Origin of the sequence: Kribbella sp. NPDC003505 (assembly GCF_040610875.1) — a bacterium.
In the GTDB taxonomy this organism is placed as follows: Bacteria; Actinomycetota; Actinomycetes; order Propionibacteriales; family Kribbellaceae; genus Kribbella.
Genome location: NZ_JBEXNA010000012.1, coordinates 115,036 through 127,258 on the forward strand (window position 1 = coordinate 115,036; position 12,223 = coordinate 127,258).

Annotated in this window: 19 protein-coding genes; 15 read left to right on the forward strand and 4 right to left on the reverse strand. The window is 68.9% G+C overall.

From position 1 onward, the window contains the following. The 3 genes from map to ABZX12_RS33585 all read left to right on the forward strand — a co-directional run bounded on the left by map (position 1) and on the right by ABZX12_RS33585 (position 2,151). Complete coding sequence (map, locus tag ABZX12_RS33575; protein WP_355699647.1) at positions 1–825, forward strand: type I methionyl aminopeptidase; 825 nt, start codon at positions 1–3, stop codon at positions 823–825. Positions 826–889: 64 nt separating this feature from the next. Beyond that, the gene (locus tag ABZX12_RS33580; RefSeq protein WP_355699459.1) at positions 890–1,336 is read left to right on the forward strand and encodes a DUF1707 domain-containing protein; all 447 of its coding nucleotides are present in this window, start codon (positions 890–892) and stop codon (positions 1,334–1,336) included. An 11-nt stretch (positions 1,337–1,347) separates the two neighbouring features. After that, on the forward strand, positions 1,348–2,151 hold the full coding sequence (locus tag ABZX12_RS33585) for a hypothetical protein (RefSeq protein WP_355699460.1): 804 nt from the start codon (positions 1,348–1,350) through the stop codon (positions 2,149–2,151). Here the strand turns inward: ABZX12_RS33585 and ABZX12_RS33590 are convergent. Further along, on the reverse strand, positions 2,129–2,980 hold the full coding sequence (locus ABZX12_RS33590) for an NAD(P)-binding domain-containing protein (RefSeq protein WP_355699461.1): 852 nt from the start codon (positions 2,978–2,980) through the stop codon (positions 2,129–2,131). The genes ABZX12_RS33585 and ABZX12_RS33590 overlap by 23 nt on opposite strands. Positions 2,981–3,056: 76 nt before the next feature. On the opposite strand from ABZX12_RS33590, the gene ABZX12_RS33595 reads away from it, so the two are divergent. The 12 genes from ABZX12_RS33595 to ABZX12_RS33650 all read left to right on the forward strand — a co-directional run bounded on the left by ABZX12_RS33595 (position 3,057) and on the right by ABZX12_RS33650 (position 10,005). Further along, on the forward strand, positions 3,057–3,380 hold the full coding sequence (locus ABZX12_RS33595; RefSeq protein WP_355699462.1) for a helix-turn-helix domain-containing protein: 324 nt from the start codon (positions 3,057–3,059) through the stop codon (positions 3,378–3,380). Between the two features lie 92 nt (positions 3,381–3,472). Then, positions 3,473–3,694 (forward strand): translation initiation factor IF-1, encoded by a 222-nt coding sequence (gene infA / locus ABZX12_RS33600; protein WP_012923661.1) that lies wholly within the window; start codon positions 3,473–3,475, stop codon positions 3,692–3,694. Between the two features lie 33 nt (positions 3,695–3,727). Then, a complete protein-coding gene (gene rpmJ / locus ABZX12_RS33605) occupies positions 3,728–3,841 on the forward strand; it encodes a 50S ribosomal protein L36 (RefSeq protein WP_008361054.1) in 114 nt (37 codons plus the stop codon). Between the two features lie 178 nt (positions 3,842–4,019). Then, positions 4,020–4,391 (forward strand): 30S ribosomal protein S13, encoded by a 372-nt coding sequence (rpsM, locus tag ABZX12_RS33610; RefSeq protein ID WP_141854777.1) that lies wholly within the window; start codon positions 4,020–4,022, stop codon positions 4,389–4,391. A gap of 38 nt (positions 4,392–4,429) precedes the next feature. Beyond that, on the forward strand, positions 4,430–4,837 hold the full coding sequence (gene rpsK / locus ABZX12_RS33615) for a 30S ribosomal protein S11 (RefSeq protein WP_131286332.1): 408 nt from the start codon (positions 4,430–4,432) through the stop codon (positions 4,835–4,837). A gap of 19 nt (positions 4,838–4,856) precedes the next feature. Further along, positions 4,857–5,465 (forward strand): 30S ribosomal protein S4, encoded by a 609-nt coding sequence (gene rpsD, locus ABZX12_RS33620; RefSeq protein ID WP_355699463.1) that lies wholly within the window; start codon positions 4,857–4,859, stop codon positions 5,463–5,465. Between the two features lie 100 nt (positions 5,466–5,565). Next, positions 5,566–6,591 carry a DNA-directed RNA polymerase subunit alpha gene (locus tag ABZX12_RS33625; RefSeq protein WP_130384620.1) on the forward strand — a complete coding sequence of 342 codons (1,026 nt, stop codon included), beginning with the start codon at positions 5,566–5,568 and terminating at the stop codon, positions 6,589–6,591. 68 nt (positions 6,592–6,659) lie between these two features. After that, positions 6,660–7,208: a 50S ribosomal protein L17 gene (rplQ, locus tag ABZX12_RS33630; RefSeq protein ID WP_355699464.1), complete on the forward strand. Its 549-nt coding sequence runs from the start codon at positions 6,660–6,662 to the stop codon at positions 7,206–7,208. A 72-nt stretch (positions 7,209–7,280) separates the two neighbouring features. Further along, positions 7,281–8,093: a tRNA pseudouridine(38-40) synthase TruA gene (gene truA / locus ABZX12_RS33635; RefSeq protein WP_355699465.1), complete on the forward strand. Its 813-nt coding sequence runs from the start codon at positions 7,281–7,283 to the stop codon at positions 8,091–8,093. Next, positions 8,086–8,700: a methyltransferase gene (locus ABZX12_RS33640; protein ID WP_355699466.1), complete on the forward strand. Its 615-nt coding sequence runs from the start codon at positions 8,086–8,088 to the stop codon at positions 8,698–8,700. The genes truA and ABZX12_RS33640 overlap by 8 nt, the downstream gene beginning before the upstream one ends. Positions 8,701–8,717: 17 nt before the next feature. Then, positions 8,718–9,251, forward strand: a complete 534-nt coding sequence (locus ABZX12_RS33645) for a SigE family RNA polymerase sigma factor (RefSeq protein ID WP_355699467.1) — start codon at positions 8,718–8,720, stop codon at positions 9,249–9,251. Beyond that, on the forward strand, positions 9,244–10,005 hold the full coding sequence (locus ABZX12_RS33650) for a hypothetical protein (protein WP_355699468.1): 762 nt from the start codon (positions 9,244–9,246) through the stop codon (positions 10,003–10,005). Before ABZX12_RS33645 ends, ABZX12_RS33650 begins: the two co-directional genes overlap by 8 nt. On the opposite strand, the gene ABZX12_RS33655 is transcribed toward ABZX12_RS33650, so the two are convergent. The 3 genes from ABZX12_RS33655 to ABZX12_RS33665 all read right to left on the reverse strand — a co-directional run bounded on the left by ABZX12_RS33655 (position 9,912) and on the right by ABZX12_RS33665 (position 12,223). Then, entirely contained in the window at positions 9,912–10,688 is a 777-nt protein-coding gene (locus ABZX12_RS33655) for a hypothetical protein (RefSeq protein WP_355699469.1), read from the reverse strand. The two genes, ABZX12_RS33650 and ABZX12_RS33655, sit on opposite strands and share 94 nt — an antisense overlap. 169 nt (positions 10,689–10,857) lie before the next feature. After that, on the reverse strand, positions 10,858–11,067 hold the full coding sequence (locus ABZX12_RS33660; RefSeq protein ID WP_355699470.1) for a hypothetical protein: 210 nt from the start codon (positions 11,065–11,067) through the stop codon (positions 10,858–10,860). Positions 11,068–11,122: 55 nt separating this feature from the next. Beyond that, a complete protein-coding gene (locus ABZX12_RS33665) occupies positions 11,123–12,223 on the reverse strand; it encodes a hypothetical protein (protein WP_355699471.1) in 1,101 nt (366 codons plus the stop codon).

The window sequence follows — 12,223 nt, forward strand, 5'->3', positions numbered from 1 at the left end:
CTGATGTTTAGGGACCGCGGGATCGAGATCAAGACCCGCGAGCAGATCCTGGCCATGCGTAAGGCCGGCCTGGTGGTCGGCCGCACGCTGGAGCTGCTCCGCGGTGAGGTCCGGGCCGGCATCACCACCGGCGAGCTGGACGCGATCGCGGAGGACAACATCCGGTCCTCCGGCGCGACGCCGTCGTTCAAGGGGTACCACGGGTTCACCGGCTCGATCTGCGCGTCGGTGAACGACGAGATCGTGCACGGCATCCCGGGCGATCGGGTGCTCGCCGACGGCGACCTGATCTCGATCGACTGCGGCGCGATCGTGGACGGCTGGCACGGCGACGCCGCGATCACGGTGCCGGTCGGCGAGGTCGACGCCGAGCTGCTGGAGCTCGCGCGGATCTGCGAGGAGTCGATGTGGCGCGGGTTCGCCGCGGCCCGGCTCGGCGGCCGGCTGTCCGACATCTCGGCCGCGATCGAGGCCCACGTCCGGGCGAACTCGTCGTACGGGATCGTCGAGGATTTCGTCGGGCACGGGATCGGCTCGGCCATGCACCAGCCGCCGAACGTGCCGAACTTCGGCCGCGCCGGCCGCGGGCCGAAGCTGGTCGAGGGGATGGCGCTGGCCGTGGAGCCGATGCTCACGCTCGGCAAGCAGGAGAATCACACGCTCGAGGACGACTGGACCGTCGTCACCAACGACGGGCGGTCGGCCGCACACACAGAGCACACGTTCACTCTCACTCCGCAAGGTCCCTGGGTACTGACCGCCATCGACGGCGGCGAGTCCAAGCTCGCCGAGCTCGGCGTGAAGTCCGGCGCCCTCGCCGACTGACGGACCACGGGGGTCCACCCGTCGGGGGACGCGGAGCGGACCGGAGCTGAGGCACACTTGAGACATGCCTCAGTACCAGCCGCACCAGCGTTTCACCGAAGCCGACCGGGACAAGATCGCCGGCCGGTTGCGGGACGCGTTCGCGGACGGCCGGCTGGACCAGCCCGAGTTCTCGTCGCGCCTCGACCAGCTCTACACCGTGCAGACGTACGGCGAGCTCGAGCCGCTGGTGCGTGACCTGCCGCCGGTGCGGACCTACCAGACGCCCGAGGTGGTCAAGGACTCCAAGCCCGCGCCGGAGCCGGGCAGCTTCCCGGAGCGGAAGAAGGACAACCACCCGCAGCACCGCGGCGGGGCGATCGGCGGCTTCACCGGCGTCGTGCTGATCAACGTGGTGATCTGGTTCGTGATCGGGCTGGGCAACGGCGGCCACTGGCCGCACTTCTGGCCGGTCTGGCTGCTGATCCCGTGGGCGATCATCGCCCTCGGCGGCCTCGGCAGGCGCCGTTGACAGCGGCCCCGATGAGCCGCCGCCTGGCCGGTCCGCGTCTGCGGCCGGATCTGGCGTGGCAAGTGCATCAGGGGGCCGCGATCGTCTACGTGGTCTGGTTCGCCGTCGCCGTACCGCTGGCGGTCGCCGGGCTGCTGCTGGAGCCCCGATGGGTGGGGTGGATGGTGCTGGCCTGGTTCCTGGTGTTGATCGGGTTCACGCTGGCGCTGCGGATCGCCGACGGCCGCCGCCGGCGGGCGTGGGCGGAGGCCGCCGGGCAGCTCGGCTGGCGGGTCAGCGCGACCGAGGCCGAGCTGCTGGATCGTTGGCCGTTCCCACCGTTCGACGCGGACCCGAAGGCCGAGGTCGCGGACGTGACGTCGGGCCGGCATCGCGGCCGGGAGTTCTGGACCGGGCGGTTCCGGCACAAGGTCGGGCGCCGTGAGCTCGGCTTCGACTTCGTCGATCTGCACGTGGAGCGCCCGCTGCCGCCGCTGCAGGTGCTGCCCGCAGGGCTGGCGCCGGTCGCGGCGGCGAGCTTCCTGCCGCTGCCGTTGACGGTCGACGGACTGCCGGGGCAGTACCGCTTGTTCAACGGGCGTGAGGATCACGCGCTGGCCGTGCTGCACCCGCGGGCGGTCGAGGCGCTGGCCGACGTACCGGCGTTCGGGTTCAGCTGCGAGGGCCGGCGGTTCGTCGCGATCCTCCCGGCGTACCGCGACGCGACCACCGCCCTCGCGCAGCTGGACGCGGCCTGTGATCTGCTGGACCTGATGCCGGAGCAGATCTGGCGCGCGGGCGAACAGTGGGCGGCTACGCAGTCCTCAGCAGACTGACGAGCGCCGACAGATCAGCTTTGCCGTGGCCGGCTGCCACGGCTCTGTGCAGCAGTTCGCCCATCGGTGCGAGCAGCATCGGGTCGACGTCGTGTGCTTCTGAAGTGCTGATGAGGTTCTCGTAGGCAGCTGCCTGCATGGAGAGATTCGAACCGGCCGTCTCCGCAGGGCCGTCGTCGAGATCCTCGGCGATGCGGGGCAGACTCGTGAGCATTGCCGTCAGCCAGGGGCCCAGGAACCGGGTGGTGAACGGCTCCGCCGCGAGGTCCTGACTGGTGATGAGAGCCAGTGCATGCTGAGCGCCGCCGAACATGCCGTACATGGCGCTCAGCAAGGCGATGTCGTATAGGGAGGCCAGCCCGGGGTCGGCGCCGACGTACTCCGGACGTGCCAGCACAGACAGGTCGGCGCTGTGCTTGTCGAAACCCTCCGGTTCGCCGCTGTAGAAGATGAACGCCCCTGGGCCGCCGATCATCGCGGGCACCGCCATGATGCCGCCGTCGACGTACTGCGCTCCCGCGCGCGTGAGCTGCTCTGCGGTGCCGCGGGCCTGGTCGGGTGTGCTGTTGGTGAGGTTGACGACCGTCTTGCCGGTGAGGTCGATGCCGTCGAGTGTGCTGCGGACGGTGTCGTCGACGAGCAGGCAGACGACGACCAACGGACTGGCCGCGATCGCCTCGGCCGCTGTGGTGGCGCGGACGACGTCGAGTTCGGGGGAGCGACCGGGGGTGCGGTTCCAGACGGTGGTCGGGTGGCCGGCGGCGGCGAAGGCCCGGGCGAGGGCGGTTCCCATCGCGCCGAGTCCCAGGACGGTGACAGGTGTCTTCATGCGGTCCACCCTGGATCCGACACTTTAGGATGGACAAGTACCCACTAAATAGTCAGGTACTGACGGAAAGGTAAGTATGCGCCCGTACACCTGTGGCCTGGACGCCGCGGCGGATGTGATCGGCGGGAAGTGGAAGCCGCGCATCCTGTGGGCGCTGCATCACGGCCCGCTGCGGTTCGGCGAGCTGCGCCGGGAGATCCCCGGCGTCACGGAGAAGATGCTGATCCAGCAACTGCGGGAGCTGGAGTCGCGCGGTATCGTGCACCGGGAAGTGTTCCACCAGGTGCCGCCGAAGGTCGAGTACTCACTCACCGCGCTCGGACTGTCGCTCAACGTCGCCCTGATGCCCTTGGACGACTGGGGTGCCGAGCACATGGCGGAGCTGGAGAGTACCCGCTGAGGCCCCAATTGGGATCAATGCCGCGCGTGGCGTACACTTTTTCCTTGGCTCTTTGTAGCCATAGCCAGTCACGTCTACAGAAGTGCGAGGACATGCCCAAAAAAGAGGGAGTAATCGAACTCGAGGGCACCATCGTCGAGGCCCTGCCGAACGCGATGTTCCGTGTTGAGCTGTCCAACGGGCACAAGGTGCTCGCGCACATCAGCGGCAAGATGAGGCAGCACTACATCCGGATCCTCCCCGAGGACCGGGTCGTCGTGGAGCTGTCGCCGTACGACCTCACCCGGGGTCGCATCGTCTATCGGTACAAGTAAGACCCACCAACACCTGTCGAAGAAAGTAGCTCGATGAAGGTCAATCCGAGCGTCAAGAAGATCTGCGACAAGTGCAAGGTGATCCGCCGGCACGGCCGGGTCATGGTGATCTGCGAGAACCCGCGGCACAAGCAGCGGCAGGGCTGACCAGCCCACGCAGGAACACGGCACTTTCGCACCACAGCGCGCATGCTCGTCCGGGATCCGTCCCGGGCGTCGCCCCCGGAACAGAGGCCGGGGCCTTGCCGGTGAACACACAACTCACCGAGGCGGGCAAGGACGCAGCGCGCCACCACACCTCTGCCGACGAAAGGAACACCGCCACATGGCACGCCTCGTAGGAGTCGACCTGCCGCGCGACAAGCGCATCGAGGTCGCCCTCACGTACATCTTCGGTGTGGGCCGCACGCGCGCCCAGGAAACGCTGAAGAACACCGGGGTCTCCCCGGACAAGCGCGTCCACGAGCTGGGCGACGACGAGCTGGTCAAGCTCCGGGACTGGATCGAAGGCAACTACAAGATCGAAGGTGACCTCCGTCGCGAGGTGACCGCGGACATCCGCCGCAAGATCGAGATCGGGTCGTACCAGGGTCGCCGGCACCGCAGCGGGCTTCCGGTGCGCGGTCAGCGCACGCGGACCAACGCCCGTAGCCGCAAGGGTCGCCGCAAGGCGATCGCCGGCAAGAAGAAGAAGTGACCCGGATGACCGTCGACCACCCCAGGAGCAACTGACCTATGCCTCCCAAGAGCCGCACCGCGGCCGGCGCGAAGAAGGTGCGCCGCAAGGAGAAGAAGAACGTGGCCGCCGGCCACGCGCACATCAAGAGCACGTTCAACAACACGATCGTGACGATCACCGACCCGACCGGCGCGGTCATCTCGTGGGCTTCCGCGGGCACCGTCGGCTTCAAGGGTTCGCGCAAGTCCACCCCGTTCGCCGCGCAGATGGCCGCCGAGGCCGCCGGGCGCCGCGCGATGGAGCACGGCATGCGCAAGATCGACGTGTTCGTGAAGGGTCCCGGCTCCGGCCGTGAGACCGCGATCCGTTCGCTGGGTGCGGTCGGCCTCGAGGTCGGCACCATCCAGGACGTCACCCCTGTTGCCCACAACGGCTGCCGCCCGCCCAAGCGGCGCCGGGTCTGACCCAGAGAGGAGCACGAAAATGGCCCGTTACACCGGACCCATGACCAAGAAGTCGCGCCGTCTCGGGGTCGACCTCGTCGGTGGCGACAAGGCGTTCGAGCGTCGTCCGTACCCGCCGGGTATGCACGGCCGCGGCCGCCCGAAGGAGAGCGAGTACCTGCTGCAGCTGCGCGAGAAGCAGAAGGCGCGTTACTCGTACGGCGTTCTCGAGAAGCAGTTCCGCCGGTACTACGAGGAGGCCTCGCGGCGCTCCGGCAAGACCGGTGACAACCTGCTGCAGATCCTGGAGTCCCGGCTGGACAACGTGGTGTACCGCGCCGGCCTGGCCCGGACCCGCCGGCAGGCGCGTCAGCTCGTCGTGCACGGTCACTTCACCGTGAACGGCATCAAGGTGAACATCCCGTCGTACCGCGTCTCGGCGCACGACATCATCGATGTCAAGCCGAAGTCGGTGGAGACGACACCGTTCATCATCGCCCGGGAGACGCACTCCGAGCGCGTCGTCCCGGCCTGGCTCGAGGTGATGCCGGAGCGTCTGCGGATCCTCGTCCACCAGCTGCCGACCCGGCAGCAGATCGACACCCAGGTCGCCGAGCACCTGATCGTCGAGCTCTACTCGAAGAACTGACCCGGAACCGGCCGGCGGCCTGCGGGCCGCCGGCCGGATCGGTGCGTTCTTCACTCGCGACCTCAAATAGTGGTCGTCGCGACACAGAAGGAACAAGAAGTTGCTTATCGCACAGCGCCCCACCCTGACCGAAGAGGTCGTCGACGAGTACCGCTCGCGGTTCGTGATCGAGCCGCTGGAGCCGGGCTTCGGTTACACCCTCGGCAACTCGATCCGCCGGACCCTGCTGTCCTCCATCCCGGGGGCGGCCGTCACCAGCATCAAGATCGACGGTGTCCTGCACGAGTTCTCCACCGTTGCCGGGGTCAAGGAAGACGCCACCCAGCTGATCCTGAACCTGAAGGACCTGGTCGTCTCCTCCGAGCACGACGAGCCGGTCACCATGTACCTGCGCAAGCAGGGCCCCGGTGACGTCACCGCCGCCGACATCGCGCCGCCGGCCGGTGTCGAGGTGCACAACCCGGACCTGAAGATCGCCACCCTGAACGAGAAGGGCCGGCTCGAGATGGAGCTGGTCGTCGAGCGGGGCCGCGGCTACGTGTCCGCCGTCCAGAACAAGTCCGCCGACGCGGAGATCGGCCGGATGCCGGTCGACTCGATCTACTCGCCGGTGCTCAAGGTCACCTACAAGGTCGAGGCCACCCGTGTCGAGCAGCGCACCGACTTCGACCGCCTGGTGGTCGACGTCGAGACCAAGCCGTCGATGCTGCCCCGCGACGCCGTCGCGTCGGCCGGTAAGACGCTGGTCGAGCTGTTCGGCCTGGCCCGCGAGCTGAACGTCGAGGCCGAGGGCATCGACATCGGCCCGTCGCCGGTCGACGAGCAGATGGCCGCCGACCTGGCGCTGCCGGTCGAGGACCTGCAGCTGACCGTCCGGTCGTACAACTGCCTCAAGCGCGAGGGCATCCACACCGTGGGTGAGCTGATCTCGCGCAGCGAGCAGGACCTGCTGGACATCCGGAACTTCGGCTCCAAGTCGATCGACGAGGTCAAGCTGAAGCTGGCCGAGATGGGCCTGTCGCTGAAGGACTCCCCGCCCGGGTTCGACCTCCGCGCCGCGTCCGGTGCCTACGGCAACGAGGCGGACGACGAGGACGAGAGCTTCGCCGAGACCGAGCAGTACTGAGCTGACCAAAAGGCCCGTCGGGCCGTATCCCCACGGCTCGACGAGCCTGAGATTCCTGGAGTTATGAGATGCCTACCCCCACCAAGGGTGCCCGGCTGGGCGGCAGCCCGGCGCACGAGAAGCTGATCCTCAGCAACCTCGCGACGTCGCTGTTCGAGCACGGCGCCATCACCACCACCGCGGCCAAGGCCAAGCGCCTGCAGCCGCTGGCGGAGCAGATGATCACCAAGGCGAAGCGTGGTGACCTGAACTCGCGCCGCCAGGTGATGAAGCGGATCAAGGACAAGAGCGTCGTGCACGTGCTCTTCACCGAGATCGGCGAGCGGTACGCCGACCGTCCGGGTGGCTACACCCGGATCACCAAGCTCGGCCCGCGCAAGGGCGACAACGCCCCGATGGTGAAGATCGAGCTGGTCGAGGCCCTGGCCGACAGCCCGAAGGCCAAGAAGACCGCCGCGAAGAAGGCTCCGGCCAAGAAGGCGGCCGCTCCGAAGGCCGAGGAGAAGGCCGACGAGCCGCAGGACGAGGCCAAGGTCGAGGACGTCCAGGACGAGAAGGTCCAGGACGTCGTCGCCGAGGACACCACGACCGAGGACGCGAAGACGGACGACAAGTAAGTCATTCGCTCGTAGTCAGCGCAGAGCCCCCTCACCGCACGGTGAGGGGGCTCTGTTGCGTTAGATTGCCGTGTGCGCTGGCGGATCGACCTCAGGTATGACGGAGCGGCCTTCCACGGGTGGGCCCGTCAGGAAGGTCTCCGTACCGTGCAGGGCGAGCTCGAGGAAGCGGTCCGCGTCGTACTGCGGCTGCCGGAGCCGGTGACTGTGACCTGTGCCGGCCGGACGGACACCGGGGTGCACGCCCGCGGGCAGGTCACTCATGTGGACACAGACGGCGCTGTGGACCCGCTGAGGCTTCTCAGAGGGCTGAACGGCGTCCTGCCCGCGGATATAGCTGTCACGGCCGTTACGGCGGCTCCAGAGGGCTTTGACGCCCGGTTCTCGGCCCTGGCGCGCCGCTACGTGTACCGGCTGTGCGACGACCCGGCCGGCTGGGACCCGCTCACCCGGGGACATGTCCTGCGGGTGGGCCGTCCGATGGATGTGGATCGTATGAACGCAGCCGCCGCCGGTCTGCTCGGGGAGCACGACTTCGCGGCGTTCTGCAAGAAGCGGGAGGGTGCCAGCACAGTGCGGGCCTTGCTGGAGTTCTCTTGGCAGCGGACGGGTGTTGGGCAGCTGGAAGGCACTGTGATCGCAGATGCGTTCTGTCACTCCATGGTGCGGGCCCTGGTGGGCTCGATGATCCCCGTGGGCGACGGACGCCGGGATGTCTCCTGGCCCGCCGCGGTGCTGGCCGGCAAGGTGCGGGACTCCGCGGTGTCCGTGCTGCCGGCGCATGGGCTGACACTGGAGGAAGTGCGCTACCCGGCAGACGACGAGCTGGCCGCGCGGGCTCTGCAGGCCCGTCAGGTCAGGGGAGAGGTGCATCAGCGTGGGTGACCACTTCTTCTCGGCGGATCCGCAGTCGGCGGACGTACGGCGCACCGTCGAGGCCCGGATCTGGGGACGGCCCTATGTCTTCACCACGGCGACCGGAGTGTTCTCCCGGGACCGCCTGGACATCGGTACGTCGGTGCTGCTGCGCTCGGTGGAGCCGCCGACCGGGCCGGGGACCTTTCTCGACCTGGGGGCCGGCTACGGACCCATCGCCTGCGCGCTGGCGGTGGAAGCCCCGGAAGCGACGGTGTGGGCGGTCGACGTGAACAACCGCGCGCTGGAGCTCACCCACGTGAACGCGGAGGCGGCCGGCGTCGCGGATCGCGTCCGCGCGGCGCTGCCGGACGACGTACCCGACGACGTGCGGTTCGACCAGATCTGGTCGAACCCGGCGATCCACATCGGCAAACCCGAACTCCACAAGATGCTGCTGCGCTGGCTGAGCCGGCTTGCTCCCGGCGGCGTGGGATGGTTCGTCGTCGGAAAGAACTTGGGCGGCGACTCGCTCCAGCGCTGGATGACCGACCAGGGCTACCCCTGCGAGCGGATCGCCAGCGCGAAGGGCTTCCGGGTACTGCGTGCAACGAACGCGGGTCCGTCCGCGTCCTGAGCGGTATGGAGGCAGTCTTGGCGGCAGCGGAGGTGCGGACGGAGCCGCTCGACTTCGAGGCATGGGTCACCGAGAAGGCCGATGCCCTGCTGCGGTTCGCCTACGTCCTCACCGGCGACGCGAATCTGGCCGAGGACGCCGTACAGGACGCTCTGACCACAGCCTGTGCGCGCTGGACGCGGGTGAGCCGCGCCGACGACCCCGAGGCGTACGTGAAGCGCATGGTGGTGAACGCGCACATCTCCTGGTGGCGGAGGTTCCGCCGGCGTGAGGCGCCGGTGGACGACCCGGTCCGCACCGCACGAGCCGTCGGGGATGGTACGGCGGCGCGCGCCGAGTCGGAGGCCATCTGGGCCTTGTGCGCGACGCTCCCGGACAAGCAGCGGGCAGCCGTCGTACTGCGGTTCTACGAGGAGCTGTCGTACGCCGAGATCGCCCAGCTGCTGCACTGCGCGGAAGCGACCGCCCGCTCGCATGTGCACCGCGCACTGGCAGCGCTGAAGACCACACTGAGCAGCGAACGAGGGACGGAAGGAGCCGAGAATGCCTGAGCACGATCCTGAGCGGGAGCTCGGCCCCAAGATCACCTCGGCGCTCCAGGGCCACGCGGACACGCAGGGGATGCAGGCGACCGGTCTGGCACGGGAGGCCCGTCGGCGGGTGCACCGCCGCCGCCAAGCGATGTCGGTGGCGGCCGCCGCGGTCCTGGTGGCGGCAGCAGTGGGCGGCGTCTGGAACGTAGTGGGCGGTGATTCGCCGGTCGCCACGAGCCACAGCGACTCGGCCGGCGAAGGCAAGGCGGTGGCCCCGGGGCGGACCTCGCAGGGCGTCCAGCCGAACGCGGCGGAGAACACCGCCTGTCCGGCTCAGCATCCGATCCAGCAGATCGCCGGGCCGAGCGATGTACCGACCGGGACCGGGCTCGACCTGAACACCCCGGTGACGGGTCTGACCGCGTGCCGCTACAGCACAGGGCAGGGCGGTCTGCTCGGACAGATGCAGTTCGACGGCGCGGTGGCGCAACAGGTGGTCGATGCGATCAAGGTGCTCCCGGAGCGGAATCCGCAGCTACCGGTCTTCAAGTGCGCGCCACAGGTTACCAAGCCGTCCGAGGCGATCGCTCTGCGCTTCGCCACGGCAAGTGGCGTCAAGGAGATCTGGGTGGTGTACGACGGCTGCACGGACGCCGGCTTCTTCACCGGCACGCACACCTACGGTCTGTTCTCCGGGCCGCTGAAGCTGTTCATGAAGGACTCGGTCCGCCCGTCCGGTGGTACGTACCTGAGCGCGCTGAAGGACTGGTAGCTCACTCGACGCCGCGGTCCGGCTTCTTGACGGACCGGACGCTGCGCCGGCCAGCCGGCCTCGGCCCAGATCTGCCGGACCTCGTCCTCACGGTCCCGGAACGTCTCCAGCGCCGAGTCCGGCAGCTCCGGCGGCTCCACGCCGGGGTGCTCGGCGTTCCAGGACTCGTAGTGGTCCTTGATGGTGTCGAGATTCGCCTCGAACTCCAGCGCCGTCCACTCCGCCGAACTGTCGCCCCATCTGAACTTCAAACCCGGATCCGTGAGCCGGCTGTGCACGGTCATCGCCAGTCCGCCGAGCCCGCGCCGCAGTGGCCCGGTCAGGTGCTCGGTGGCGCCTGCCTGCGGGTACATGAGCCAGCTGGTGGCCGCCGTGTACGCCGGGAACGGGGACATGTGGCCGTGCGGCAAGGAGTGCTCGGTCAGAGCCTCGGAGATCCGGCCAACGTACTGCTGGGTGAACTCGTCGGCCATGCCCCGCTCGAGTGCGAGGTCCTCCCACGATCCGTTCGCCGTCGCACCCGGCGCCGACTCGTCACCGAACTCCGACAGCGAGAGCCGGGCCTGGAAGACCGCCATCTCGGTCGCGCTCGAGGCCGCCCACCGCTCGTCGCGGGTCGGGGTCTGCTCCGCCGCGTAGACGGCCCGTGCCGGGTCGAGCACGTGCTTGCGGCTGATCGTCATGCTGCCGTCGGTGTGGTAGATCCCGCTGATGTCACCGTCCTGCTCGTATAACTTCCCGTTCCAGTGCGAGTCGCGGCCGGCGTACTCGGCGGCCTTGGCGACGACCGACGCGACCCACTCGTACTCCCAGGTGCCGGGCAGGATCTCCGGACCGCGTCGGACGAGCTCGTTACCGGCTGTCCTCCGCGAGGCCGGCGAGCTGCTCCGCGAGTGAGCTGTTCATCAGCAGAACGGCGGCCCGCTGGTCAGCCGCGGCGTGCGGGACCGACTGCCCGATCCGCTGCAGTGCCTGCTCCAGCTCGGCGATCCGGTCCTGTCCCTGGGCAGCCGACATCGTCGCTTCGCCGTACAGCCGCTGTGCCTCGCGATACGCGTCCATCCGTACCTTTCCCTCACCTCAGGACGCCCTCGATCATTCCTCGCCAGAGGGTCGCCTAGCGGGCCTGTCCGCCATTGGAGGGCGGCAGCCGCCAGGCGGAGCGGGCCGCGGCCGCGGCACCCGACGCTGCTGCTCCTGCTGCCCCGCCGCTGGCCGCGGTCCCGCCACTCGCCAGGCCGGAGTGGGCGCCGGAGTCGAGGAACTGCCGCAGATGGGTGGTTTCCAGGTCGAGGGACGGCCGGCCGTAGTACGCCTCGATGCGCTGGACCTGCGCCCGCTCCTGCGCCGACATCGGCATCCGCGGTGGATGGTCACCGTGTGCGCGGTAGTGCTGCTCGATCCCCGCCAACTGCTGTTCCACGGTACGCAAGGCACGCTCCGCGTGTTCGTGTCCCAGGTTGTCGAGCGCCCGCTGGTCGCCGGTCGGTGACTCGTGCTCGGTCATCGCGGCGACTTCGTCGAGCAGCGGGCGGGTGAGCGCCAGCCGGACCTGGGACCGGTGCTCCGGAGGCATCAGGCCGTCCAGGCGGGCGTCGATGAGCAGGTCCGCCATGGCGTTGTAGCGCTGCAGCCGCGGTGCGTCCTGGATCGCAGAGACGATCTCGTGGCGCGGCCGGCCGGTGAGTTCCTGCAGGCCGAGCGCGACGCCCTCGACGCTTCCCCGGTAGCCCGGGTACACCGAGCCGATCCGCGCCTGGATGCTCCCGGGGACCGCCCGATCCATGCCGGTGTCTTCCATCACCGCCGTCGTGAGGCGCCTCGCCTTCAGCTCCGCGAATCCTTCGCTGAGCGCCATGTCCGCGGGGCCGAGTTGCCGAATCGCATCGGGTGCGGCCGGATCGCCGAGCTCTGCCTGGTGATGGTCGGTCTCGTGGATGACGACGGCCGTGGCGAGCCGGATCAGCTGGTGATCGTGGTAGCTCAGCTCTTCCGGCGCGTCGTACCCGCGCAGCACCGGGTCGAGGACGTGCTTCCGGCTGACCGTCATCGGGCCGTTCGGGGTCGCCGCGGCGAACACTCCGCTGGTCTCCTCGAACAACCGCCGGTCCCACTGCGACGGCCTGCCGGTACGACGCTCGACCGCGGCGACGACGCTCGCGACCCACTCGTACTCGCGGGTGCCAGGCAGGATCTCCGGGCCGGGGACGGACAGCAC